The sequence below is a fragment of the Oculatella sp. LEGE 06141 genome (assembly GCF_015207605.1).
In the GTDB taxonomy this organism is placed as follows: Bacteria; Cyanobacteriota; Cyanobacteriia; order Elainellales; family Elainellaceae; genus Oculatella.
Window position 1 is genome coordinate 1 of the sequence record NZ_JADEWO010000044.1, and the last position, 25821, is coordinate 25821.

General features: G+C 51.0%; 21 protein-coding genes and 1 pseudogene. 7 read left to right on the forward strand and 15 right to left on the reverse strand.

Features of this window, described 5'->3' with window-relative positions:
• The 3 genes and pseudogenes from IQ268_RS23370 to IQ268_RS23380 form a co-directional block, all read left to right on the forward strand.
• Positions 1-152, forward strand: a pseudogene (locus IQ268_RS23370) (photosystem II protein D2); the annotation flags it as partial.
• 25 nt (positions 153-177) lie between these two features.
• Complete coding sequence (psbC, locus tag IQ268_RS23375; protein WP_193884325.1) at positions 178-1536, forward strand: photosystem II reaction center protein CP43; 1359 nt, start codon at positions 178-180, stop codon at positions 1534-1536.
• Positions 1537-1717: 181 nt separating this feature from the next.
• Positions 1718-1903, forward strand: a complete 186-nt coding sequence (locus tag IQ268_RS23380) for a PCP reductase family protein (RefSeq protein WP_193884243.1) — start codon at positions 1718-1720, stop codon at positions 1901-1903.
• 5 nt (positions 1904-1908) lie between these two features.
• Here IQ268_RS23380 and IQ268_RS23385 read toward each other — a convergent pair whose 3' ends face one another.
• Both IQ268_RS23385 and IQ268_RS23390 read right to left on the reverse strand, forming a co-directional pair.
• Positions 1909-2742, reverse strand: coding sequence for an SWIM zinc finger family protein (locus IQ268_RS23385; protein WP_193884245.1), 834 nt, complete (start codon positions 2740-2742; stop codon positions 1909-1911).
• A 202-nt stretch (positions 2743-2944) separates the two neighbouring features.
• The gene (locus tag IQ268_RS23390; protein WP_193884247.1) at positions 2945-3922 is read right to left on the reverse strand and encodes a phosphoribulokinase; all 978 of its coding nucleotides are present in this window, start codon (positions 3920-3922) and stop codon (positions 2945-2947) included.
• 423 nt (positions 3923-4345) lie between these two features.
• Between IQ268_RS23390 and IQ268_RS23395 the strand changes: the two genes are divergently transcribed.
• The 3 genes from IQ268_RS23395 (at position 4346) to IQ268_RS33055 (ending at position 5535) form a co-directional block, all read left to right on the forward strand.
• A complete protein-coding gene (locus tag IQ268_RS23395; RefSeq protein WP_193884249.1) occupies positions 4346-4540 on the forward strand; it encodes a hypothetical protein in 195 nt (64 codons plus the stop codon).
• Between the two features lie 358 nt (positions 4541-4898).
• A complete protein-coding gene (locus tag IQ268_RS23400; protein WP_193884251.1) occupies positions 4899-5384 on the forward strand; it encodes a hypothetical protein in 486 nt (161 codons plus the stop codon).
• Positions 5385-5406: 22 nt separating this feature from the next.
• Positions 5407-5535 (forward strand): hypothetical protein, encoded by a 129-nt coding sequence (locus IQ268_RS33055; protein WP_255527255.1) that lies wholly within the window; start codon positions 5407-5409, stop codon positions 5533-5535.
• Here the strand turns inward: IQ268_RS33055 and cysE are convergent.
• A complete protein-coding gene (gene cysE / locus IQ268_RS23405) occupies positions 5532-6305 on the reverse strand; it encodes a serine O-acetyltransferase (RefSeq protein WP_193884253.1) in 774 nt (257 codons plus the stop codon). The two genes, IQ268_RS33055 and cysE, sit on opposite strands and share 4 nt — an antisense overlap.
• Before the next feature lie 326 nt (positions 6306-6631).
• On the opposite strand from cysE, the gene IQ268_RS23410 reads away from it, so the two are divergent.
• The gene (locus tag IQ268_RS23410; protein ID WP_193884255.1) at positions 6632-8005 is read left to right on the forward strand and encodes an HlyD family type I secretion periplasmic adaptor subunit; all 1374 of its coding nucleotides are present in this window, start codon (positions 6632-6634) and stop codon (positions 8003-8005) included.
• 56 nt (positions 8006-8061) lie between these two features.
• Here IQ268_RS23410 and IQ268_RS23415 read toward each other — a convergent pair whose 3' ends face one another.
• The 12 genes from IQ268_RS23415 to IQ268_RS23465 form a co-directional block, all read right to left on the reverse strand.
• On the reverse strand, positions 8062-8844 hold the full coding sequence (locus IQ268_RS23415) for an ABC transporter permease (RefSeq protein WP_193884257.1): 783 nt from the start codon (positions 8842-8844) through the stop codon (positions 8062-8064).
• Between the two features lie 36 nt (positions 8845-8880).
• Positions 8881-9954, reverse strand: coding sequence for an alcohol dehydrogenase catalytic domain-containing protein (locus IQ268_RS23420; RefSeq protein WP_193884260.1), 1074 nt, complete (start codon positions 9952-9954; stop codon positions 8881-8883).
• 33 nt (positions 9955-9987) lie between these two features.
• Complete coding sequence (locus tag IQ268_RS23425; protein WP_193884262.1) at positions 9988-10683, reverse strand: aspartate/glutamate racemase family protein; 696 nt, start codon at positions 10681-10683, stop codon at positions 9988-9990.
• A 61-nt stretch (positions 10684-10744) separates the two neighbouring features.
• Positions 10745-11350, reverse strand: a complete 606-nt coding sequence (locus tag IQ268_RS23430; RefSeq protein ID WP_193884264.1) for a DedA family protein — start codon at positions 11348-11350, stop codon at positions 10745-10747.
• 35 nt (positions 11351-11385) lie between these two features.
• Positions 11386-12015, reverse strand: coding sequence for an exopolysaccharide biosynthesis protein (locus IQ268_RS23435; RefSeq protein WP_193884266.1), 630 nt, complete (start codon positions 12013-12015; stop codon positions 11386-11388).
• A gap of 92 nt (positions 12016-12107) precedes the next feature.
• Positions 12108-13385 (reverse strand): adenosylhomocysteinase, encoded by a 1278-nt coding sequence (gene ahcY / locus IQ268_RS23440; RefSeq protein ID WP_193884268.1) that lies wholly within the window; start codon positions 13383-13385, stop codon positions 12108-12110.
• Between the two features lie 214 nt (positions 13386-13599).
• Positions 13600-14952, reverse strand: coding sequence for an NAD(P)/FAD-dependent oxidoreductase (locus IQ268_RS23445; protein WP_193884270.1), 1353 nt, complete (start codon positions 14950-14952; stop codon positions 13600-13602).
• 402 nt (positions 14953-15354) lie between these two features.
• On the reverse strand, positions 15355-15864 hold the full coding sequence (locus IQ268_RS23450) for a DUF1499 domain-containing protein (RefSeq protein ID WP_370584695.1): 510 nt from the start codon (positions 15862-15864) through the stop codon (positions 15355-15357).
• Between the two features lie 151 nt (positions 15865-16015).
• Positions 16016-18133 (reverse strand): S-layer homology domain-containing protein, encoded by a 2118-nt coding sequence (locus IQ268_RS23455; RefSeq protein WP_193884272.1) that lies wholly within the window; start codon positions 18131-18133, stop codon positions 16016-16018.
• 123 nt (positions 18134-18256) lie between these two features.
• Complete coding sequence (locus IQ268_RS33060; protein WP_255527257.1) at positions 18257-18391, reverse strand: hypothetical protein; 135 nt, start codon at positions 18389-18391, stop codon at positions 18257-18259.
• 124 nt (positions 18392-18515) lie between these two features.
• Positions 18516-22850, reverse strand: coding sequence for a glycerophosphodiester phosphodiesterase family protein (locus tag IQ268_RS23460; RefSeq protein WP_370584696.1), 4335 nt, complete (start codon positions 22848-22850; stop codon positions 18516-18518).
• 295 nt (positions 22851-23145) lie between these two features.
• The gene (locus IQ268_RS23465) at positions 23146-25434 is read right to left on the reverse strand and encodes an alkaline phosphatase (RefSeq protein ID WP_193884276.1); all 2289 of its coding nucleotides are present in this window, start codon (positions 25432-25434) and stop codon (positions 23146-23148) included.
• Positions 25435-25821 lie beyond the last annotated feature (387 nt).

Genomic DNA, 25821 nt, shown 5'->3' on the forward strand with positions numbered 1-25821 from the left:
TTCGGGCTGCTGAAGACCCTGAGTTTGAGACGTTCTACACGAAGAACATTCTGCTGAACGAGGGCATCCGCGCCTGGATGGCTCCTCAAGATCAGCCGCACGAACACTTTGTATTCCCTGAAGAGGTATTGCCCCGTGGAAACGCCCTATAACGCTTCCTTAAACAGTTCTTTAGTAATGGGCGGTGGCCGCGACCAGGAATCCTCAGGTTTTGCCTGGTGGGCTGGCAACGCTCGTTTAATCAATCTGTCTGGTAAATTGCTGGGCGCTCACGTTGCCCACGCCGGTCTAATTGTTTTCTGGGCAGGTGCAATGACCTTGTTTGAGGTCGCTCACTTTGTTCCCGAAAAGCCCATGTATGAGCAGGGCTTAATCCTTTTGCCTCACCTGGCAACCCTGGGTTGGGGTGTGGGGCCTGGTGGTGAAGTCATCGATACCTTCCCCTACTTTGTGGTAGGTGTGCTTCACCTGATTTCGTCTGCGGTACTGGGTTTAGGTGGTATCTACCACGCGGTTCGTGGCCCAGAAGTGCTAGAGGACTACTCTGCCTTCTTTGGTTACGACTGGAAAGACAAGAACAAGATGACGACGATCATCGGCATCCACCTCATTCTTTTGGGGTGCGGCGCGTTCTTGCTAGTGCTGAAGGCCATGTTCTTTGGCGGTGTGTATGACACCTGGGCACCGGGCGGTGGCGATGTACGAGTCATCACCAACCCAACCCTGAACCCTGCTACCATCTTTGGCTACCTGTTGAAGTCTCCTTTTGGCGGCGAAGGCTGGATTGTCAGCGTTGACAACATGGAAGACATCATTGGTGGTCATATCTGGGTTGGCTTCATCTGTATTGCAGGCGGTATCTGGCACATTCTGACCAAGCCATTTGCTTGGGTGCGTCGCGCCTTTATCTGGTCTGGTGAAGCATACCTGTCCTACAGTTTGGGTGCGTTGTCCTTAATGGGCTTCATCGCCTCCACTATGGTTTGGTACAACAACACTGCTTACCCCAGCGAGTTCTATGGCCCAACAGCGGCTGAAGCCTCTCAGGCTCAAGCATTAACGTTCTTAGTGCGTGACCAGAGATTGGGAGCTAACGTTGGTTCTGCTCAAGGACCGACTGGTCTGGGTAAGTATCTGATGCGCTCTCCAACGGGTGAAATCATCTTTGGCGGAGAAACAATGCGCTTCTGGGATTTCCGTGGCCCCTGGTTAGAGCCTCTACGCGGCCCCAATGGACTAGACCTGGATAAAGTCAAGAACGACATTCAGCCCTGGCAAGCTCGTCGTGCTGCTGAATATATGACCCATGCTCCTCTGGGTTCCTTGAACTCGGTGGGTGGTGTGGCTACAGAGATTAACTCAGTTAACTTTGTGTCTCCTCGTGCCTGGTTGGCATGTTCTCACTTTGTGCTTGGGTTCTTCTTCCTGGTGGGTCACCTGTGGCATGCTGGTCGGGCACGGGCAGCGGCAGCAGGCTTTGAGAAAGGAATCGATCGCGACACCGAGCCAGTTTTGGCTATGCCTGAACTAGACTGATGCAGGTTTAGTGTTCGATAAACTCTCTTAGATAAGTAGAAGGCTCCTGTTCATTTGGACAGGAGCCTTTTTATAGTTCATCAATAAAATTGCAACGTTTTGTCAGATCCGGTGTCGCTGTAAAATAGCTCAGAGACAATTACAGTGGCAGGGGGTAACTCGATCGCCCCCGTTCAGGATTATGCATGATTCAGATTTAATTGATGATTTGGAATGGACTCCTGAAGCAGAAGCAAAGTTGAAAAACATTCCATTCTTTGTTCGTGCCCAGGCTCGGCAGCGCATTGAAGCCCTAGCTCGCGATGCAGAAATGGAAACCGTCACAGTAGATTTAGTAGAACAGGCTCGCCTTGAGTTTGGGCAGTAATGCCGTCAGGATTGTTCCTGGCTACCTGTCGTCATTGCAGTGAGAACCGCCTGCTGGCTCACCTGAGCGTAAATGGTTTTCAAGTAGTCTAAAACCGTCTGCGACGAGGTCATTACCTGGCTACCTGTCGCTTCCGATTTCAGCGGAATCGGCCCCAATACATCTAAAACTGTGTCGCTACCCGATGGCGCAATCACAACCAGGGATGGCTCAAGCTGTTCGTCGTATTTCCAGAACTGGTTCAAACTGACGGGATATTGATTCGCAGGAGGCGGTTCTAATACTGTCGTCTCTGATGCCTCGCTTTTACTTCGCATCTGGCGGAGTGCTGTAATAATCTGATCTTTGGTACGGCCTCGCAGCAGAAACAGCACAAACGGGTCTTCACTGAAGCGATCGCCCAACAAATAGTAAACCGCGCCAATATGTTTACAAGGGTTCGCCGGATCGGGACACGAACACTTGCTATGGATATCAAACTTCGTGAGCGGAAACAGACTTAGCCCATTGGCCGTAAATACTTCCTCGATGTTGTGGGGCATTTCACCCGCCAGCAATTTGGCGGAAAAGATAGCACGCTCTGCCATCGATTCAATCACATATTGCCACTGTTCTTCATCAAAGGGATCAAGGGAAAGCGAAACCTTGTAAGGCTCTGGCGCGGTTCCCTGCACTAGCGCTGATACTTTGGCTCCTTTAAATTCAAGCTTCAGCACATTGCCTTCACGAGCATAATTGCGAGCGCGAGCCAGACGGCGAACCCAACCAAACGATTCCAGAACATCAACCCAGCGCTGCGCCCACCATTCTCGATTGGTTTGAGTATTGTAATTAGTCATTGAGGCCGTCTGCTTGGGGTAGGACTGCATGGGACACGGAGACATGTTTTGAGGCTCAGGCTTTCCGCTGAAAAGAGGCGATCGCGGCTTGGCCTGTCTGCCAGAGAGAACATCCAGATCAACCAGTCAACCTCCTGCTCCCGCTGTGGTTTCTTACGAGCTTCCTTGCAGGATTCCTTCAATGGGTCAGGCAAAGCATGTCCTATTCTGTTGCGGTAGCAGCCGCACGAGCCGCACTTTCTGGAAAAACGTTGGCCGCCTTAAGCATATGGTAAGTGATCAGCAGTTGGGTTAGCGCTAGCGGGTAGCTCTGCAACGTTTCGCCCGTTGTCCCAGTCACTTTACCAATATCTGGATTTCCTCCTAAACTGCAAAATTGCCCCAGATGGGGAACATCATTGCAAAGCATCCGCTCCAGTTCGGTTACCTGATCGACAGTAGCGTGACCATCAATTTCTAACACATCCACTGGTTTGCCCATGTCGCGATCGAGTTCTAACCGAATAGCAGACCCCAAATGATTGCCATCTGGCTTTAAAATTTTGCTGAGGTCAGGATGGGGAATCGTTGGGCGTAGAACTAACCGGACATTTAACAACAGATCGCTGTGCTCCGAGTCTGTTTCGGAAGGATAAAAGCTGACCACAACATCTGCCCATTGCCGTTGGGGACGAATAAACTGTTCTGAATCATGCTCTCGTTTTCTAAGTTGCTCTAAAACTTGCTCTTTGTTGTAGCCACGCTTACTCGTGTCACGCTTCACTTTCCACTCGGTTCGCAGAGATTCGGGTGGAGCCAAATACACTTTCACATCGTAGCTGCTGCGAGCGCCACGCGTAGAATAGCCCAACAAGCCTTCAACAATTACATACTGGCTCGGCTTAATGTACTCAGGTGCGTCGAATTCGCCAGTCGAGTGGTTGTAAATCGGTTTGAGAATGGGTTGCCCGGTTCGCAGCAAACTCAAATGCTGCTGAATAATATCAAGATAGTTACAGTCAGGATGTAGCGCTGAGATCCCAAGTTCGGCTCGTTGGCGTCGATCATAGCGGTGATAATCATCAGTGCAGATGATCGTCACGTTTTCCTCTCCCAGGATTTGAGCAATTCCCCGAGTTAACGTGGTTTTACCTGCTGCACTATCGCCGACGATACCGAGAATAATTGGACGCTGGGACATAGCTACTCCTGGAAAGATATGAACTTATATAAAGCAATCTGAGGGTGAGAGTTAGAGCTATTGTACGTCTGTTGGGTTATTGCAAGACGAAATAGACCAGGTGGATTGGTCTGAAGCACTGCTAGAACGAGGTTGTTAACCCCTTTGAGCAAAGTCCGTAGGAGGGACGATTCAAGGTTGAACTGGCCTTAAGCTTCTCATCTTCTTGCCCCTGGTGGCTTAAGCGATCGTTGAGGCATGGATTTTGACTACGCTGAGTTCAAGCCCCTATCAGTACCGTAGGCACAGCCTGACCGACAGCCGACCCACGAGAATGTATTTTGATGATGAAGGTCGATGATCAGGGGAGGAGCGACTTATAATTGAGAACACAACGCCACACCAACTCTTGACCGGGTTGTACCCACTGGATAAAAACTAAAGATGAACTCAAACGAGTTTACGCAGGCTTTCAATCTGGCTAAAGCACTGAATCTCGTTACGGCCAGCCGTATTGTCAACGGTGTGCTGTACGTATACAACTCTGCCGGACAGGCTAAGCCCTGGGACAGTTTTGCCGCAGAATTTCCGCTTGAACGGCTCATGGCGATGGTCAACCGGGAATTGACCCAGCATTAGCCTTTGGTGGCCTTATTCCTAACTCAAGCTTGTCCGTGATGGTGACGGAAGATTGAACGTGGCTATTGAACTATCAGCATATGGCCGGTGACTTAAGTCAATCCTGCTTTAAACGCTTGGAAACAGCCCATCATCAGACCAGCTTTGCCTCCCGCCTGATTAGCCGATAGGATGTGGGAGCCATGAGCCAGTAAGATTTGCATTGGTTGAAGTTTTCTCGTAAATATCACTTCAATAGTCTGGAACATTGTCAGAATTAAAACAGTCTTTTTCTTTACACAAGAATTTTACTCGTGCCGCTCAACCGCTTCGATGAGCATGGGTAGCCATTCAAAACTTAGGGTTTCGAGGAAACTATATGGGTGTTCGATTTCAAAGGCTGAATCGATGGAGCAGCTTACTGTTGGGATTGGTAGCGATCGCGTCCACTCCCGCCCTGGCTCAAACAGCAAACTTCGATTCGTTGAGCCTGTCTCCTGGATTTACAAGTAATGAAGGAACCGTCAGCGGCTATACTCAGGGTTCATTTTCTCTAACCGCCATTTCCGATCGCGACAACACTGGTAGTCTCTGCCTGGGATACGCGGCATCAACTCCCGACCATGTGATGACCCTGGAGCAAGACTTTTCCCGTTTGCGGGTTGAGGTGAATAGTGGCGGCAACGATACAACATTAATCATCGTGGGGCCAAACAACCGTACCGTTCGCTGTGGAGACGATACAGGCAGCAACAAAGATGCCAGCATCGAAGACACCAACTGGCGCGCCGGTACGTACCGCATCTGGGTTGGTTCATTTGATGCGGGCAGTCGTTACAACTACACTCTCAGCGTTGAGGAATAGACTAACGTTCAGGATTAAGTTTTTGGCGTTGCTGGGGATCGCAACGCCGTTTTTTGTTGGGATGTTGACAGGCTTGCTCCCGGCGATCGTTCCTGTGCGATCGATTCATCTTGCACCGATGCAGCAAAACGATTGGTGCCCCACTGCCTAAATTCCAGCACCATTAAGGAACTCTTCAATTACCTTGTCGTCAATTCGGCAGCTTTTAGCAGAGGCAATTCTCTCCTGAAGCGTGTGAGAAGCGGATTTTGCTTCTGAGAGAACGAGCTGAAGTTGAGGAACCTGGGTCACTTGCTGCAACTCTTGTAACTGCTGTTCCATCACCTCAATTCGATCGAGTAGCGCTCGAATCACTTGCGCTTCAGAATCGGGAAGACGACCATGCTCTAGTGGCTCAACCCGTTCACCCGAGCGGTAGACAACGCGACCGGGGACACCCACAACCGTGCAGTCGGAGGGCACATCCCGCAGCACCACCGATCCGGCTCCGATCCGCACACGGTTACCAATTTGAATGTTGCCCAACACCTTGGCTCCGGCTCCAACGACCACATTTTCGCCTAATGTTGGATGGCGTTTGCCGCTCTCTTTACCCGTTCCACCCAGCGTCACGCCTTGATAAATTAGCGCGTAGTCTCCAATGATCGCGGTTTCACCAATGACAACACCCATGCCGTGATCGATAAAAACCCCTCGCCCAATTGCGGCACCGGGGTGAATCTCGATCCCCGTTAAAAACCTGGCAACGTGCGACATCAGACGCGGAAAAAATGGGATGCCAATGGTGTAGAGCCAGTGGGCTAATCGATGCATGAGCAAAGCTTGCAGACCGGGGTAACAAAAAAGTACCTCTAGCCAGTTACGCGCTGCTGGGTCACGGTCAAAGATGATGCGGAAATCAGCCAGCAAAGTTTTGAGCACAGGAATTTACCCCGATTAGCGAGCAAACCGATTACTATCTTAACGTTCTACTGGCCGACATTGATTAGTATGACCTAAGAGGGCGATCGCCTCTATCAACTCCAAGCTTGCCCCCAACCATTTAGATAGCGTTTCAAACTGTCTGTTCGTTAACTTCCTATTGAGATAAATTGATAGCAATCAGCCGCTATGGTTAGGGTTGATAGCGGTTCCGTCGCAATCGCCCGATGACAAGATGGTCTAACGTGGGAACGCTGTAGTCAGACAAAACGTTCAAATTTCCATCGCTTGAGATTTGACCCCATCCTTTGCCACTCGCTTGTTTTATGCAATCAACCCAAACCACCACCTCCGCCCGTGCCCGCCAAACTCGGCAGCAGTTTGTTAATCCAGAGGATTACCTCTCTTACGAATTAGGCAAGGCGGTGCGAGAATTGCCGCCCCTCTACACCCGGCTGCTGGCGGGCAGCATGACGGCTCTGGTCGTCAGCGCTATTGCCTGGGCTTACTTCAGCAAGGTAGACGAGGTCGCCGTTGCCAATGGTGAACTCATTCCCTCGGCGCAGGTACGCCCTATTCGAGCCTTGGAAGGTGGGGTGATTCGATCGATTAATGTCAAGGAAGGGGAAGAGGTCACCCAGGGCGATGTGCTAATTGAGCAAGATCCCACCCTATCTCGCTCAGAGGTCGATCGCCTGGAACAGTCCGCCGCCTTAATTCGCCAGGATCTAGCCCGACTGGAGGCAGAACGCACCGGGCAGCGCTCGTCAGGCAATACATTGCAGGATCAGCTATTGGCCTCGCGTTTACAAGAATTTGATACTCGACGGGAAGGGGCGATCGCTGAAGCCAATCGTCAAAAAGCCACGATCGCCGAAGCCAGCGTCCAGTTAACGCGCTTGCAGGAAAACTTAGTGAACGCCAGAACAACCCTGGCGAACGCTCAGGATCGAGAGCAAAGCTTGCGTAGCTTGGTAGACGGAGCGATTCCCCGATTTGATTATTTAGAAGCACGCGATCGATTGACTGAGGCAGAAGATCGGGTGGGTTCATTGCAGCAGGAAATTGCCGCTCAGCAGCAAGCGGTTCAGCAAACGCAGCAAGCCTACCAGTCGGCTCAGCAAGCGGTAAACCGTCTGGGTTCGGAACGGCAGAGCGAAATTTTGAGCCAACTAAACCAGCGCAAAGAAGAATTAGCCAACCTGGAAGGGCAACTCGCTCAAGCCCAAATTAGAAACGATGGCGAAACCATTAAAGCTCCAATTTCGGGTCGAATCTATAATATTCAAGCCACGCTAGCCGAACGCACAATCGAGCCGGGAGAAGAACTGCTGTCCATTTTGCCCGATGGCGGTGGCTTGATGCTGCAAGTCAAAGTGCTGAACCGGGACATTGGCTTTATTGACAAAGGGATGCGAGCCAAGATTAAGGTCGCTACATTTCCCTTCCAGGAATTTGGCACGATTGAAGGAGAGGTGGTTGAAGTCAGCCCGAATGCGATCGTAGATCAGGAGTTGGGCTTAGTATTTATAACCCAGGTCAGGCTCAACAAAACGTCGGTGCCCGTTCGCGGACAAGAGGTACAGCTCACTCCCGGTATGGCGGCCTCGGCGGAAATTGTGACGCGGCAGCGAACGGTACTCACCTTCTTACTAGAACCCATTACCCGCCGCTTTGACGAAGCCTTCTCTGTGCGATAGAAGTGTGCGATAGAAGTTAGGAAAACAAACGTTAGAAAAACTGTCGCCAGAACGTTCTAGCTTGAGGCGCTGGTGTAAAACCGAAGAGCAAAGCGCCAAAAGGAGCGAGAAATAAACAAAAGGGCGATCGCCAGCCCCACCGAACCCAGCATCAACCCCGATTCAACGCGGTTTAACAAAGCTTGCGCCGGAACCGTGGTTAAAAACGCGACGGGCACAATAAAGGTAAAGAAAAAGCGATAGGCCACTGGATAAGCAGCGGTCGGAAAGCGTCCTGCTTCCAACAAGCCCCTCAATACCTCAGTCACATTGTAAATTTTGACAAACCAAATGCTAGTCGCCCCCAGCATAAACCACAGGCTATACAGACTGATCATGCCAAACAGCAGCGGCAAAACGCCTAAACTGTAAGCCATTGGCGCAACACCCAGCCGACTACCCGCATAGCCGATCACAATCAGCCCAAAGAAGACATCCGGCAACCCCCACGGGGAAACCGTGCGGGCTGAGAGCCAAAATTGAGAACTGATAGGCTTGAGCAAAACAAAATCCAGCGTACCTTCCTGCACCTGCCGCACAATTTGGTTGAGGTTGGGAGCCAGGAAGGTTGCCGAAAATCCTTGCAGCAGGGTAAACACTCCCAGAACAATCAGGGCTTCTTCCCAACTCCAGCCTTCGAAGGTGTAACCCGTTTGGTAGAACAAGAATAGACCAAACAGGCTGCCAGTCAAATTTCCCAAACTGCTGAGGGCAGCAATCAAAAAGTTGATGCGATATTCTAATTCTGCCGCGATCGCCGCTCCCCAAAACAGCCGTAATACGTTGAGGTATCGCTCCATTTCATCCTCATTCTGATGAAGGTATCGCCCAATCGGCTATGGCACCATTGCCACCTTAATCACCTTGCGATCGCGCATATCGCAAAACGTTTGTTCCAACTCCTTCAACGGGCGATGGTCGCTGATCAGTAATTCAAAGGGTAGCGCATGGCTGGCCAAAAGATGCAACGCGGCTCGAACATAGTGCGGCGTGTTGTGGAACACCCCTTTTAGCGTCAGTTCGCTGTAGTGAAGCTGTTCTGTGCCGACGGTAATGCTGGTATCGCGAGGACAGCCGCCAAATAAATTCACGGTTGCCCCCGGACGGGCACAGGCGATCGCCAGTTCCCAGGCAGATGGCACCCCCGTTGCCTCAACCACCACATCGGCACCCCAGCCATCCGTTAGCTCGCGCACAAGGGCTGGAATATCGTCAATGTCGTGATAGTTGAACGTGCGAGCCACGCCAAACTGTTCAGCCACCTGAAGCCGCTGGTTACTGCCGCCAAACAAAAACACTTCAGTTTGAGGCTGCGCCACAGAAACAGACTGGCGATCGCCTTGCCATGCTTGTTGTCCAGCCGCCAGCGCTCCGGCAAACATTAACCCGATCGCCCCATCACCAAACAAAACGACGCGATCGCCCGGTTTCACGTTAGACCGCGCCGCACCATGCAGCACACAGGCCAACGGTTCTGTCATGGCAGCCAGAGCATCCGGCAATGCATCTGGAATCGGCAGCATATTGTAGTTAACAATGGGAGCCGGAATGGTGAGATATTCGGCAAACGTGCCGTTGTTAAACGTGAGGTGAGGACAAAGGGAGAATTCTTGTTTTTGGCAGAAAAAGCAGGTCATGCATGGGGCTGAATTGTTGGCAACGACGCGATCGCCAATCGACCAGCCTTCTACCCCTTGACCGATCGCCACAATCTGACCAGCGGCTTCATGCCCGAACGGAGTCGGCGGTTTTAGCATTCGCGCGTGTCCTCCGCGCCGCCAAACCTTGAGATCAGTGCCACAGGTCGTTGCTGCTGCAACCCGAATCACGACTTCCCCTGCCTGGGGAGATGGCCTTTCAACCTGTTCTAGACGTAAATCTTCTTTGCCGTAAAGTAAAGCTGCCAGCACAATACCAAGTCTAAATCTAAGATCCCCCTGATTCTACTCCGCAATGGCATACTCTACGGCAGCTTCAGCGTGGATAGCAGTGGTATCAAATACCGGAACATCACTATCAGACGGCTGGATCAACAGCGTAATTTCAGTACAGCCCAGGATAATTCCTTCGGCTCCGGCCACCACCAAATCAGCAATGATCTGCCGATAGCGCTCTTTGGAGTCAGCGTTCACTTGCCCCAAACACAGCTCGTTGTAAATCACCTGATGCACCACTTCAATGCCCCGCTGATCTGGAATCAGCACATCTAAACCAAAGCGCTCTATCAGCCGACCTTTGTAGAAATCCTGTGTCATTGTGTAGCGCGTTCCTAAAAGCCCCACCCGCTTACAGCCACATGCCGCAATGCGGGTGGCGGTCGCGTCGGCAATATGGAGCAGCGGCATGTGAATCTGCTGCTGAACGGCATCGGCCATCTTGTGCATGGTGTTCGAGCAAATGATGACCAAATCGGCTCCACCCTGTTCCAACTGTTGAGCCGCATTCACCATCAGATAGGTGGCCTCATCCCATCGTCCCTGTTGCTGAAGCTGCTCTACCTCAGCAAAATCAAAGGAATACAGCAGGCTTTTGGCAGAATGCAACCCACCCAATTTCGCCCTTACCGCTTGATTAATGATTCGATAGTATTCCAGAGACGATTCCCAGCTAAGACCGCCAATCAAACCGATCGTTTTCATACGTTTTCATAAAAGGGGTATCAGTGAGTTTGCCCCATCAGGCAAGCAACACCCTAAAACCCTAAACGTTCCTTCGTCTGCGGCGTTGTGCAACCACAACAATAAAGATGACTAAAACGATCGCCAACACGATTTTGGAGAGAGGCCCAACATACTCTTCCACCAGAACATAGTTGTGACCCAGCGCAAATCCGGCATAGGTGAGCAGCGTGACCCAGGCCAACGTACCCAGCGTGGAATATAGCAAAAACGGCACAAATGCCATATCGCAAGTTCCTGCCGGGATTGAGATCAGCGTGCGAATTCCGGGAACCAGACGACCCAAAAAAACCGCTTTGCTGCCGTGCTTACGAAACCAGGTGATCGACTTTTGAATATCTTCGCTGGAAATCCCTAACCATTTACCGTAGCGATCGGCCCACCGCTTGAGGCGATCGCCCCCCAGCACCCTACCCGCAAAATACCAGGGCAGGGCACCTAGCATGGTTCCTGCCACCCCAGCCAACAGTACCAGACCAAAATTCATGCTGCCTCTAGCCACTGTAAACCCGGCCAACGGCATGATTAGCTCTGACGGAATCGGCGGAAATAGATTCTCCAAAAACATGAGAAACCCAATTCCAACGTAACCCAGCGCGTTAATAATACCTGTGATCCATTCAGCCATAGGACTTCTCTATCTTTTTATATAACCTGCTTCGATCAAGCGACTCCACTCACCCACTGTTTGATCAAGTCGAGCAGGCTAGCTCCGCCAAACCAGATCGCTAACAGAATAGACAGGGATAGAGCGCCACCCATTAAACACAGTACAAGTCCCCCCAGGCTAATTGCACCATCATCATCGAGTAGCCCAAATCCGGTAACAAAGATACCGATGGCAGGTAAGGTGTTGGTGCCCGGAATCGGAATCATCATCGAAATAGCCATGAGGGCGATCGCAATCCCAATGGTGATGCGTCCCGGCAAACTGGTACAGACGTAGGTTAGCCGAGGTCGAGAAATCGCTTCAATCCGCCGCAGCCAGGGCAACCCCACCTTTAAGACCCCTTGTACCTGTTTTAGCGCAAGCGACTGATGGCGAAACCGTTCGGGAAACCAGGGTGTTTGCGCGCCTACAATTAACTGCACAGCCAGCAGAAAAATTAAAATTCCAAACGGAACTGAATATCCGGGTGCCGGAACCGGGAGTGCAGATGGAAAGGCCAGCAGGACAAATAAAAAGCCAAATATACGTTCACCTGCCAGTTCTAAAATATCGGTAAGGGTGACTTTTGCAGGTCGTTCTTCTTCAAAAAAAAAGCGGTGCAGTTCTACAGAAAGTCTTGCCACTCCAAAATCCTCTATAAGCAATTCAGTTTACGTTGTATGAAATGGGGGCGTTACATAGAACGCCCCCCACAACAAGATGCTTCTGATTGAGCTTAAGTGCCCGATGTCCAGGAATTGACGTATTCAACCTGAGATGGCGTGAGGGAGTCGATCGCAATACCCATTGCCTGGAGTTTCAGACGGGCAATTTCCTTATCGACTTCTTCTGGAATAGAGTGCAAACCCGGCTCCAGGTTGCCGCGATTCTTAACCAGATATTCGCAAGCCATGGCCTGGTTCGCAAAGCTCATATCCATTACCGCACTGGGATGTCCTTCGGCGGCAGCCAGGTTGACGAGTCGTCCTTCACCCAAAACCACGACCGATTTTCCAGAGTTGAGACGATATTGCTCGGTGAAGTTACGAACTTGCTTCACTTCAGTCGCCATTTCGCCTAAGGATTTGAGGTCAATCTCAATATCGAAGTGACCTGAGTTGCAGACGATCGCCCCGTCTTTCATTACCTCAAAATGCTCGGCTCGAATGACGTGCTTATTACCCGTTACCGTGATAAAAATATCGCCCTGGGGAGCCGCAAGCGACATCGGCATGACGCGGAAGCCATCCATTGTGGCTTCAATCGCCCGAACGGGATCAATTTCAGTCACGATGACATTGGCTCCCATTCCGCGTGCGCGCAGAGCCGTGCCCTTACCGCACCAGCCGTAGCCCGCAACCACAATCACTTTACCGGCTAGCAAAATGTTGGTGGCACGGATGATGCCATCCAGGGTGGATTGCCCTGTACCATAGCGGTTGTCAAAGAAATGCTTGGTATCGGCATCGTTGACGTTCATTGCCGGGAAGGTCAACACTCCATCCCGAAACATGGCCTTGAGGCGAATGATTCCAGTGGTGGTTTCTTCGGTGGTGCCAATGATGTCAGCTAGCTGGTGCTGCCGTTCTTGTACCAGCGTAGCGACAACATCGCTGCCATCATCAATAATGATGTTGGGCTTGTGGTCGAGTGCGAGCTGAACGTGACGATGATACGTCTCGTTGTCTTCGCCGCGTTGAGCAAAGACCGAGATGCCGTAATCGGCAACCAGACTGGCAGCAACATCATCCTGGGTAGATAGCGGATTGCTGGCAATGAGCAGGGAATCGGCACCTGCGTTCTTGAGGGCGATCGCCAAGTGCGCGGTTTCAGTCGTGACGTGGCAGCAAGCAATCAGCCGAATACCAGCCAGGGGCTTTTCTTGAGCGAAGCGTTCTTGAATTTGGCGCAAAACGGGCATTTCACGCCCTGCCCATTCAATTCGTTGTCGCCCCTGCGGTGCCAGGGCAAGATCCTTGACTTCGTGTTTTACCTGAGTTGTGGTAGTCGTCATGAAATTTCGTTCCGGGAACCCTTTACGTTGTGGCTTTACTAACGTAACTAGCTTAACCGAAACCTTAGATTGGATCTCTACCGACCCCGATCTGGATGGTTATGGGTAGCCCAACAAGTATTTCTTCAGCATTCAAGCACACGGCGATGAAGGCACTGGAAGCCAGTCACAGAGGCAGTGGGGGAGGCGATCGCCTCCCTTGCCAGCCGCACCTTCACACTTCAACGGGTTCTTTTTCTCGTTCCACCGACAGTGGCGCGAGTTCGCCGTCTACCATGCCTTCTTCCCCAGTAATCAGGCGTGCGCCTCCCTTGCGGGTAAAGTAGCTCCAGAACCACTGGGTCATGACGATGAGCTTATTATCAAACTCAATCAAGTAATAGATGTGGACAAAAATCCAGATCAACCAGGCCGGAAAACCAGACAGCTTGAACTTACCGAGATTCGCCACGGCTGCATTTCGCCCAATTACAGCGAGGCTACCGCCATCGGAATAGCGGAACGGCGGCAAGCTTGCTCCCTTTAACCGCTGTTTGACCAACCTGGCAATGTATTCGCCCTGCTGCATCGCCACAGGAGCCACACCGGGCAACGGCTTATCGTCCTGGTGGGCATAGTGAGCCAGATCGCCAATCACAAAGATATCGGGATTGCTGGGCAAACTCAGATCAGGAGCCACAACGACCCGCCCAACCCGATCGAGTTCTGCCCCAGCTTTTTCTGATAGCACTTTTCCCATTGCCGACGCTTTTACCCCAGCAGCCCACAGCACCGTTTTCGCCTGAACCTGCTCGGTGCGATCGCCCTGCTTCAGGGTGACAACGCCATCGCTAATGTTAGTGACGAGTGTACTCGTTTGCACGGTCACGCCTAACTGGGTGAGGGAGGCTTCCGCTTCTGCCGATAACTCTGGTGGGTAGGGAGGTAACACGCGATCGAGTCCTTCTAGCAGCAGAACTTGTGCTTCTGTGGTGTCAATGCTGCGGAACTCGTTCTTGAGAATACTGTGTGCCAATTCAGCCAACGCTCCGGCCAGTTCCACCCCTGTGGGGCCGCCACCCACAACCACAAAGGTAAGCCATGCGCGACGCTTTTCGGGATCGGTTTCTTTTTCAGCCGCTTCAAACGCCAGAAAAATCCGCCGCCGCATTTCCAGCGCATCTTCAACGGTTTTCAAACCGGGAGCCACACTTGCCCATTCATCCTTACCAAAATAGTGATGGCTAACCCCAGTTGCCACAATCAGGGAGTCATACTCTAGCGTGCTGCCTTTGAGTACAATCTGACGTGTTTCTGGCTGAATATCGGTTACCTCGTCCATCAGCACGTTTGTGTTGCGAGAAGCGCTGAGGATCGATCGTAGAGGAGAGGAAATATCGCCTGGAGACAGCTTGCCAGTAGCAACCTGATAAAGCAGGGGTTGAAAGAGGTGAAAGTTGCGCTTATCGATGAGCGTAACCGTCACGTCTTTAGAACGACCTAGCGCCTTTGCTGCATAAAGACCAGCAAACCCGCCACCAACAATAACAACCCGATGAGGAGATGGATGAGTGGCTGTATTAGACATTGGAAACCGCTCCAGTTGTGTCATGTAAGTCTTGATTGATTGAAAACTGCTCTATCCCTAACTGAGTCATCGAGGGTTGACCCAGAACCACTAATTGGACGAAGGGGCTGCACCCATACACCGAACCACCACCGTAACCATACTGGTCTATTTTTGCGGCTACTCTAGCCCTCGCCAGACATGCACACCAAATCTTCGCCTTCTTGTCAAGTTTTCTTCATCAACCGTAGTTAATCAGTATAAATAACTTTAGAAAAAAACAATATGGTATTTGGTGCGGTAATATCTGCGTTTGCTCACACTTCACCATCCGTGCGCCCTTAACTGCATCAAGTTTCATTTGTTCTCAGGCAGACACGGGGAGACGCACGACATCCCCCCATTGCAGCATTGCCTATCGCATCACACCAGGCTTTCTAGCTCAGAAAATCGGGTGCGGATGGCTTCAATTCGCTTCCGGTTAACGCCTAAATCGGACTTTCCCAGACGAGAGGCCGATCGCACATGAATCGTTCTGGCAGATTCGTCTAGATAAAACTCAACATCATCAACGAACCCCATCAGGGCACTTTGAAATTCGGCATAGATATAGCTGCCACTCTCGGTGATGATGGCCGTTCTTGGCATTTCCTGAATGACGGCTTTGAGGTTAGCGAGTGCCTGAGTTGGGCTAGACGTGTAGGCGATCGATTCGATCTTGTGTTCTTGATCAGAAGCAGCAGCCTGGCTGCTGACGCAGTTAGGTGTTCCGGGGCAAGGGGCAAACTGACCGTCCTTAGCGCCGAGGTTGGTGGGTCGTTGTCCAGCGAATGAAAACAGTGACACCGGGTTTCCTCCTGAAGCTGTTTCAGCAATCACTACGGGTGAGATGGGTTGCGCGATCGCCAGGGTGGGCATTCCTAACCAGCACATCCCAGCCAAAAGCAACGCCATAAAAGAGAGTAATCTTGACTTAACCATGAGGTGTGAGTTACTCAGTTTATAGTACTAGCTATTCATTAACAATACTTAACAGAAAAAGGGACTCCTTTCTCTGCTGTGTTGTAGTTGATAGCCGCAGACCTTAGATTAGTTCGTCGGTGACAACTCGACGCAGGATCTCCGTCACTTCAGCCGCCATGCGGGCATCCAGTTCAATTGCTTCGCGATCGCCATCTCCTAACCGTTTTGCCCCGATCAGGGTCATCCCAACCGAGCGTCGCCTGGCCGCTTGAGACGGAACAGATCGTGAACATTGATGGTTATCTAAAAATTGAACAAAAGCTGAATACACCAGTTCAGTTTGGTGACGAATCCGGCTACGGCCAAAGCCCAGCTTAGAGATGATGACTGGAGCCGCGATCGCATCCTGGAGGCCAAGACGAGCGATCGCCACGTCAACATAGCGGGCAGAATCGACTCCCATGGCTCGAACCACGCTTTCCAGGCTGTGCCACTGGGTTCCTGGCAACTGAGCATCTGAGGGTAGGTGAGGATGCCACGCCAGCATGGTGATGAGCCGAGTTAGATCGTAGGTTGAAATTGAGTTCTGCCCCCGGTGATTCGACTGTTGTGCAGTTAAAACCACCTTTTGTAAGCGCTGATCCCAGAGTTCGGGCGACTGGATAAAGGCTCCTTCACCATACCGCCCACGAAACTCCAGCCTGGTATTGCCGGTAATGGCTTTAAGCCAGCTTTCTAGATTGTGGGGCGTGTCGAATTGCTTCAGCATGGCCGCCAATGAATTGGAACTGCCAATTGAAGATTTGTAGTTGACCATATCTACGGCCAAATCATGAAAGCTAAAACCGCTACGGCTGCGATGCGATCGAATCATTTCATGATCAATATCGGCAGCACTAAAGCTGGAATTAACCTTGGAGACAACATGCAGCAGGGGAATCATTTTTGTAGCGCTCCACAGTTCTACATTCGCCAGTGCATCTTTACCAAACCAGCGTGACTTGATTTGACCATTGCTGATCTCTCCTATGCAAACGCAAGCCTGTTGGATATCAGAATGGAGAAATGAAAGACCATCGGCCTGGATAGGGGGTAGGTTGCCCCGCCTGGGAAACCGATCAAAGCCCGGCGTTTCTGGTTTGTTGTTGAAACGGGCTAACTCGGCTGACGGATGAAGACTGGGAGGCGATAGTTCATCAGCCGCTTGCCATAGGTAAGTCGGATAATGTGTAATTTCTGCTTCGTAGGGTGAACCGTGAATCCCTTTATCTAAAAAGGCTAACGTTGCTGCATTAAATCCCTGTTCTTGCGCCAGGTATTCCTTAAAAAGGGTTTCTCGATTTCTGGCCTGTTCCAGGATAAAGCACACCGGATCAAGGGTCAGCAGCAGTTGAGCCAGGGACTCGTCCAGTACGTAGGTTTGTCGGTTCGGACGTTCCAAAACATGACAAAGATCCATCAGTGCCGCTTCTGTAGACGGATTGTAGTTGCCATTGATCGGCGCGTGATCCGGGTATAGTCGCAGGGCATGGAGCCGAGTTTGAATCTGCTTTACCAGACGGGCGTTGCCCTTCAGCAACCCAAATGAAACAGCCATTTTGCCGTGAATAGACTCCAGGTTTAAGCTCCAGGGCACATAGGGACGAGGAACAGGATGCGATCGCTCAAACACCTGACACAGAATTGCCGCCACTTCGCCACGAGTAATGGGTTGGTTGGGACGCAGCTTTCTAACGTTTGGATAATTGACCACCAAACTAGACAGGGTTGCAGCGGCGATCGCCGCTGCGGCATAGACCGGAACATCAATCGCATCATCAAAATAGTCGTCTAAGATCGCCTGGGGAAAAACAGGAAGCACATAGTTCAACCCCTTGACCAGAACAACAAACGCTTGCGATCGCGATAGTGTATGGTCTGGCCGAAAGGTTTGATTGGCATAACCCGTAAATAATCCACGCTCGTAGACCCACTTCACCACCCGATTTGCCCAATGGGGAACCGGAACATCAGAGAAGGGCTGCGGCTCTCGTACTGGCAGGGCGTGGGGAAACACCCAGTACATCAGTGCAGCAAATTCGCCTCGGGTCATGGGCGCATCTGGACGAAACCGTCGATTGCGATCGCCTTTAATTAAATTTTTCCTGGCAAGCTCTGCAATACAATCCTTAGCCCAATGATGATGAATGTCAGAAAATAAATGAGTCGGTCGGTGAGATGCAGTACGAGTACGTTGCATTAATCCAGCGTTCAACAAGGAAGTTGGACGATCTGTATCACTTTTCTACCGTTAGAAAAAGTCTTTTTCGCCACGCTCAGAATAATTGTTGTACTTTCCTAACAAGCCGTTAATGGCTGCATTTCATTCAACTGGCACCTGCGTCACTGCAAAACGTGCCAGAAACCCCATACCAGCGCAGGGGCAGGTTTGAGCAAGACGCTCACGTACAAACCGCTCACGAATTTGCTCAACCTGCCCTGCCAGACATTGATCCATTCATGGGCTAACAGAGGCAGGTTTAACGATTGGTATGCCATTCAGTAATGCCGATATTGAAAGCATCGCGTTCATGACGTTAGCCGTATCCTGCCCCACCCCACGAGTGAACCAAATGAGCGATCTACGACTGAATAACAACGTCATTGGCAGCCAGAACTGGGGCACCAGCGAGGGTCGCGAATAGCCCTCCAGATCCTAATCCAGTTGCTCCTTTGTTTTCGTTGTAGAACAGGTTGCCATTGGCTGAGTTGTACACAATCAGGGCGCTACTCCTTGCGGCATCCGCATTGCTGCTAACCACTGCAAACTCATTGACGATGCTGAAGCCCGTCCCTGTCTGGTTGAGTGCTGCAAAGGTAGTAGTGTCCAGCACAATCTTGTCGGTTTGACTAACAAAATCTGCGATCGTATCTCTGCCCACATCAAGGGACGCAAACGGTTTGCCTGTAGCGTAGATAAAGGAATCGGCACCCTCTCCACCTGCCAGCAGGTCATCACCGCTACCACCATTGAGGCGATCGTCACCTTCATTGCCGAGCAACTGATCATTGCCCATGCCTCCTCGAATCAAATCATCACCACTGAGGCCATTGATGCGATCGTCCCCACCCTGACCATTGATGACATCATTAGAGTAATTAAAGCCATTGATGGTGTTATTCAAGTCGTTCAGGAAAGTGACAGAGTCGCGATTCCATATGCGGTTGTAGTTCCCTTCGCTATCGAACACATCAAAGCTATCTTGAACCTGCAACTGCCCATCAAACAGGATATTGCCAGCATTCACGCTAGCCCCCGTTTGCTGCCGCAGGTTGTCCAGGCTATCCAGGGAAACATTAGTTAGCACAACCGTTGTCTCTGCAACTCCCTCAAACGTCAGTTCCACGTGGTTACCCACTTGAGCCAGCAGCAAATTCTGAGCCGTGAGGTTGTCACCTGTAAACTGGAGGGTATCGAGTTCGGCCAGGTTACTTGCCGAGGGCTGCACTCCGCGTCCAATGCTGCCAAAGTGGTCAATGACTGCCGTTTCGTCCTGACTCATTTCAAAGGTCTTTTGTCCCCCTAATCCTTCAAAGGACTTGACGCTGAGACCTGCCAAACCAACCCGTGGGTCGAGGTTGAGGGGTTGATCTAGTTGCAGCAGAATGATCTCGTTGTTGTCGATCGCTGGAGGTCTACCAACTGAAAACGGGTAGTTGTTGTCATTAGCCACCAGAATGGTGTTTGAGTCAACGACCAGCACATTTTCAATGGTTTGAAACGGCAGATCGAACGTGGTGCTGCCGTCACCGTTGAGATCGTCAGGATCTTGAATATTGAGCAGGTCAGCAACTTCTTCTTTAGCGACAAACCCGTTGGCATCTCGCTGAGAGAAATCAACTTTGAAGATCTTTTTGAATTGGGCAGCATCCGCCTGATTCTGATCTCGCTCAATCACCAGATATTCATTGTCGTTAATAACAGCGAAATCGCCGATCGCATGTTCTGGGTTTTCCAGGTTGTAGTAACCCACCAAACCCTGATATTGCTGGCTGGCTACATCAAACTCATAGATCCGCAGTGCCCCCGCTGGATCACCGACAACGGTACCTTCCAGCAAAGGATACAGCGTTGTCTTACCGGGATTACTGGCCAGCCCTTCAAACCCTTTAGAACCACCCAGGTTTGCTACATCAGGAGGATTGATAAAGGTGCCGAGCGCATCTGCGCCAGTGCCGGGGAAATCGGTAAAGAAGCCATCCACCCCCAGCTCGATCAATTGCTGATACTCAGCGATCGGATTGCCGTTGTAATCTGCGGGCAAAAAGAAACTCTCGTTTCGCAATGTGTATGGGTGAACCAGCAATCCCGCCGTGTGGGCATCTTGCACCAGTGTAGTGGGGGTACCAAGGACGCGATCGCCATCACTAATTGCGCCATCGCCGTTTAAGTCGTCTGGTAAACCATCACCGTTACGATCTAACGTCGCTAAGGGCACAATCCGCTGTTTATTGGGGCCAACACCCGCCGCATAGGTGGCAATTTCCGCCAGCCCTGCTGGGGTAGAGAGGTCGTCGTAGGTGCGTGGGTCGCCACTCACCACAAAGTCATAGGGTTGTCCAGAACCGCCAAACAATTGCACCAGAGGAACATCCACACCAGCGTTTGGCATGAGCGTTGTCTGCAATTCCTTCAGGTTAGCCACCTCAAAGGATTGAATAAACACTCGTGTCGGATCCGTAAATTGCTGTGCCACCAGCGTATCAACAAGCAACTGGCTGGTATTGTATCCCTGCGCGGCAAAGAAGGTAGGGTGCTTGGTTTCAGGATAAATGCCAATGCTGCGTCCAGTTTCTTGCTCCACCTGCTGCACCAGGTCAATCACTTCATCCAGCGTTGGCACTTTCAGCCCATCATTGTTAAACCGAGTTCCACGCAGACCAGGAATACGCTCGATCGCATTGACCGTTTTAATTTCTGCCAGGGTAAAGTCTTCGGCGAACCAACCTGTTACAGAGCGACCGTCTAGCACTTTGGTCGTTTTGCGATCGGCAAACTCAGGGCGAAGGTAAATGTCTGTGCTGGTATCGGTGGTATTGAGTGAGCCATCCGCATTCAACACAGCCAGCATTGGCTCGTGACGGGCAATCAAGACACCATCTTTGGTCACAACCAGGTCGGGTTCGATAAAGTCTGCACCGTCGGCGATCGCCTTTTTGTAGGCTGCCAACGTGTGTTCGGGTCGATCGCCACTGGCTCCCCGGTGCCCAATCACGATGGGAGCGTTGCCGTCTAGCGTGTTGAATTCTGTGGTTCTGAGAACATCGGGGTTTTGAGGCGATCGCACCACAGGACTGGTGATTTGATCTCGTACCAAATCGCCAGTACCAGGAAAATCGGTGAAGTAGCCATCAACACCCAAATTGATGAACTGCTCAAACTCTCTTTCCGGACTGCCGCTGTAATCAGAAGCCAGGTAGCGGTCTTCGTTGCGGAACGTGTAAGGATGAACCAGCAAACCAGCATCATGGGCATCTTGAATCAGCGTAGTCGGCGCAGTCGTGACCTTGTCCGCATCATTGATCACCCCATCGCCATTCAAATCATCTGCCTGACCATCTCCATCCGCATCCACTTCCTGCACCGAAACAATCATCCGTTTCCACGGCCCAATGCCATCAGCATAGGTGGCAACTTCTTGTAACCCTTCTGGAGTGCGAAGATCGGCATAGGTACGCGAGTCACCATTGACAACAAAATCGTACGGACTGATTTCAATTAGGGAACCATCTGGATTAACATCAAATGCGTCATAGAGTTGCACCAGCGGAATATCGGTCTTCTGGTTCAATTCCTTCAGGTTGCTAACTTCAAAGGATTGGATAAAGACGCGATCGGGATCGGTAAAGTCCGTTGCTTCCAGCGTATTGAGCAGAGGTTCTTCGAGCGACAGGCCGAGGCGATCGTGAAAGGTTGGGTGCTTCGTTTCGGGATAAATGCCGACCTTACGTCCGGTGTCTTGCTCCACCTGCTGAACGAGATTAATGACCTCTTCAAAGGTGGGAATCTCGAACACACCATTAAATGCCTGGGTGCGAAAGTCCTGCGGCATAATCGCTCGCAGTGTCTTGATCTCTGCCAGGGTAAAGTCGGACGCAAAGTAGTCTTCGACCTCTACACCATCCAGGATTTTCGTAGTTTTGCGATCGGCAAATTCAGGACGACTAGCAACGTCAGTTGTGCCACCTAACATCGGCTCATGGCGAGCAATTAACACACCGTCTTTGGTTGAAACCAAATCCGGTTCAATGAAATCAGCCCCACGCTCGATCGCCAGCTTGTAAGCTTCCAGTGTATGCTCTGGTAATTCACCACTGGCTCCCCGATGCCCAATCACAAGGGGTGGTTCTCCGGTCAGTGTATTCAGGTTTACCGGGTTGGGTGTAGAAATAGGAGCATCCAGTAGCTTCCCAGTGGCGTCGAAGTGGAGCAAAAAAGGCCCAAATTCTTCGCCAACCCAAAGCGTGCCATCCGCTGCAACGACAAAGGATTCAATGTCAAAATCAGCTCCAGTCAACAGGCGATCGCCTGTTCCTTCATTGGTAATTTCAAACCCGATCTTTTTGTCCGGATCGCGTAGTTGAATGAAGCGTTCAACCTCAGCGCCGCTGCCTGGAGCATCAGCACCCTGAAAACCAGGATTGACTTTATAAATTCGCAGCAGATAATCCGCACTATTGTTCTTGGCACCAAAGCCGTTATCAGACAGGAACCAAACGCTCTCCCCATCAGCAAACTGAACGCCGCTAAAGCCCTGTACAGGTTGTCCTGGAAAAGGTCCTGTGCGATCGTTGGCAGAGATACCATTTCCAGCCGGGGGGCCTTCAGCAAATGTGTCTGCTGGAATCGATGCAAAGCCTTTGAGGGTTGTGTCAGACATAATTCTTCTGGAGTGGTGAATGGATGAACGCCTGATTGACTGACAATTGTGCTGGAAGCCTTATTGCTTCGCTCGGTTGCCCAAACAACACATGGATTAAATCACATCAGTTCATTGAAATGGACTGAACGCTTTACCCGGTCAGCTTGAGAGGGCACCAGGCTGATACCAGGAAGTTGATTTTGAAGCAACTGTCGCGGCGAGTTAAATTGACAGTCAACCAGAGAAAAAGAGCCTGCAACGAACATGGCTCATCTAACAATTCAGATTCAATACAGTTCCCTACCTCACCGTTATAGAGATAAGGAACTGTAATAGTTAGAACAAAGAGTTAAGCAAAAGCAAAACTGCTGCTGTCTAATGTTCCGGCCTGTACTCCTTCGAGGACGGCGATCGCCAGGTTCGGTTGACCTGAAGCAATAATCCGGGTATCAGATCCACTCTGTACAAGAGTTAAATCCTCAAACCCTGAGACATCAGACAGCCCTGCAAACCCGATTACATCCTCTCCAGCCTGGAAGTCGGTAATAAAGGTCGCACTATTAGGCAAACTGCCATACGCCAGCCAGAACTGGTCATTCCCCTCGCCCCCGGTCAAGGTGTTACCACCGTTACCGGCAAAGAGAGCATCGTCTCCGTTGTCTCCCACCAGCAGATCATTGATGCCACCAATCAATGTGTCATTACCATCACGGCCATAAACCCGATTACCACCCGTAGTGGTTGAAGCATCGAAGAGATCATCGCGTTCCGTACCAAAGATCACTTCATTGCTGCCTGCCACTACGGTAGGAATTCCTGCTGACGCAAAGCGGAAAGGCGAGGCTAGTTCTTCAGTACTATCTGCCTCAAGCGCAAGAGGCACAGGGGGTTGCTGAACGGGTGCTGCACCTTCTGTTACAGCAGCATACATGGTTTGGTAGATGTGAACTTGATCAACTAACCCTTCGATTCCAGGGACTTCTGTTCCGTATGCTTCATATCCCTGCCCAACAAGACCGTCGAGGACTTCGGAGCCACTGCCCTGGTAATATACCGGAACAGGACGATTGGTGTGAGATCCCCAGCCATACTTAATCTCAGAGTCAGAACCAAAGTAATGTCCAGCATCCTCTGGTGTATGTTCCTCGTACGTCAGCGCTTGCGCCCCTTTCTGCCGCAATAGCTCTGGGTAGTTCTCGTTAAGCGTTAGATAATGGTCGTGGTCAGCCGTGACAATTAGCAGGTTGTCTTCCCAGCCACCATTGTTTCCGATCCAATCGACAACAGAGCCAACGGCGCGATCGAACTCCAACGTAGTGCCGATCAAATTGTCGAGGTTATCATCATGTAAACTCCAGTCAATATCTCCACCTTCAACCATCAGCCAGAAGCCGTCTGGATCATCTTCCAGCACGTCAAGCGCGGCAGTGGTGAGATCGGTAAGAGTCGGGTTCTCGTCGCGTTCTGTAGCAATAAACTGCTCATCGGTTTCCCCAGGAGCCAGCGGGCGATCGGTATCAGGTTCAGGAATCTGGTCTGCCGCATCCCCTGATGTGGAAGTGAACAGCGAAAACTGATCTAACCCTGCAAAGTCGTAATCTCCATTGGCACTCGAAACGGGTAAATTCCCATTCTGTCCCCGCGCCCCATACAGCCCCAGAAGCCTTTCCCCTGCTTCAGGATCAATTTCTGAAGCCGTTTCTAGCAATGTGCTGGCGGCATCTGGCCCCCGTTCTAAGAAGGAATAGCCATAGATGTTGCTGTTCGGATTGTTACTGAGTTCGTTATACGTTGTCTCAGTGATATAGGTAAAATCGGGTTCAACACCATCTGGCAAAGCGGCTTCAGCCACTGTAGATAGGGGATGCCCACCGCCTAACAAGACAGTCGGCTGATAAACCCGCAGTTCTTGTTGCAGGATGTTATCTAGTCCTGGAAACTCACCATCATACTTACCGCGACGGTTCACGTTGGCTGCTGCCGCCGCCGGAGTGGCATGATCAATCGGCACTGAAGAAACCAGTCCGGTGGATTTGCCTAACTCATTGGCAGAAGTCAAGATCGTCTCTAGAGGTTGCTCAAAAATATCTACGCCAACCGCATTGTTGTAGCTCTTAACGCCCGTGTAGAGGGTGGTTGCGGTATTTGCAGAATCGGGATAGCTCGCCTTGATGTATTCCGGATCATTACCCGCTATCCAGGGAAGTGCTCCCCCTTGCTCTGGATCATAGCCAACCAAATTGCCTTGGGCACCTTCTACTGTGGCACCGCCATCCGGCCTTGTGCCTGGGTTAAAGGCTGGATCAAACTCAAAACCAGGACGAATGGGATTAGCACCCGTTGCAGGGGCACCTGGAGGTGGAGGGGTAGGCCCTGTCACCAGTTCATCACTGTTTAGCAGTGCTGAGTTTCCAGTGCTGAATCTGCCAGCTTGATTTGCAATAGTAGTGCCATAGGTTGTAGCAAGAGCATAGTTGTCTAACTGCTGAAAGTTGAGTCCTTCGCCCTTACCTTCTATGTAGAAATCATTGAGCTGATTGCCAGATTGACCCTCTTGAATTTGCTTGGCGATCGCAGCAGCACGGGCAGGTTCCCAGCCCATTCCATCGCCAATCATGATAATGACGTTCTTAGCCATAACTAAGTATTAATCCTGCTTAAAGAGAGAAGCGAGTTACTACAGCAGAACGAGCTGCCCTAGACACTCTCCCACGGAGACCTTAAGAACTGCCCATTGTTTAGATTAAGGAGAATTTAGATTCCGTCGCCACAAAGTAATGAGAGGGTAAAGGCGCGATCGTCCTATTCAAGCATGAGAGAACGCACCAGTACGATGATCTGATTTCTTGACGATAGACAGGTTTTTCGCGCCAAATGTGCGTTGCCGAACACAGAAATGATTCACAGACACTTATTTCTGCCGCAGAGGAACAATGCCGTATCCCTACAACATTCATATTTCCAATGGGCAATATCCCCAGCGTGCCATTGGTTGTCGCAGAGGGTATTCAATTATGTAAACAGC

Bases quoted from the DNA above. Each gene is read 5' to 3' on its own strand.
- psbC (WP_193884325.1), top strand. From the start codon at position 178: ATGGGCGGTGGCCGCGACCAGGAATCCTCAGGTTTTGCCTGGTGGGCT.
- IQ268_RS23380 (WP_193884243.1), top strand. From the start codon at position 1,718: ATGCATGATTCAGATTTAATTGATGATTTGGAATGGACTCCTGAAGCA.
- IQ268_RS23385 (WP_193884245.1), bottom strand. From the start codon at position 2,742: ATGACTAATTACAATACTCAAACCAATCGAGAATGGTGGGCGCAGCGC.
- IQ268_RS23390 (WP_193884247.1), bottom strand. From the start codon at position 3,922: ATGTCCCAGCGTCCAATTATTCTCGGTATCGTCGGCGATAGTGCAGCA.
- IQ268_RS23395 (WP_193884249.1), top strand. From the start codon at position 4,346: ATGAACTCAAACGAGTTTACGCAGGCTTTCAATCTGGCTAAAGCACTG.
- IQ268_RS23400 (WP_193884251.1), top strand. From the start codon at position 4,899: ATGGGTGTTCGATTTCAAAGGCTGAATCGATGGAGCAGCTTACTGTTG.
- IQ268_RS23410 (WP_193884255.1), top strand. From the start codon at position 6,632: ATGCAATCAACCCAAACCACCACCTCCGCCCGTGCCCGCCAAACTCGG.
- IQ268_RS23415 (WP_193884257.1), bottom strand. From the start codon at position 8,844: ATGGAGCGATACCTCAACGTATTACGGCTGTTTTGGGGAGCGGCGATC.
- IQ268_RS23425 (WP_193884262.1), bottom strand. From the start codon at position 10,683: ATGAAAACGATCGGTTTGATTGGCGGTCTTAGCTGGGAATCGTCTCTG.
- IQ268_RS23430 (WP_193884264.1), bottom strand. From the start codon at position 11,350: ATGGCTGAATGGATCACAGGTATTATTAACGCGCTGGGTTACGTTGGA.
- ahcY (WP_193884268.1), bottom strand. From the start codon at position 13,385: ATGACGACTACCACAACTCAGGTAAAACACGAAGTCAAGGATCTTGCC.
- IQ268_RS23445 (WP_193884270.1), bottom strand. From the start codon at position 14,952: ATGTCTAATACAGCCACTCATCCATCTCCTCATCGGGTTGTTATTGTT.
- IQ268_RS23450 (WP_370584695.1), bottom strand. From the start codon at position 15,864: ATGTGCTGGTTAGGAATGCCCACCCTGGCGATCGCGCAACCCATCTCA.
- IQ268_RS23455 (WP_193884272.1), bottom strand. From the start codon at position 18,133: ATGCAACGTACTCGTACTGCATCTCACCGACCGACTCATTTATTTTCT.
- IQ268_RS33060 (WP_255527257.1), bottom strand. From the start codon at position 18,391: ATGGATCAATGTCTGGCAGGGCAGGTTGAGCAAATTCGTGAGCGGTTT.
- IQ268_RS23465 (WP_193884276.1), bottom strand. From the start codon at position 25,434: ATGGCTAAGAACGTCATTATCATGATTGGCGATGGAATGGGCTGGGAA.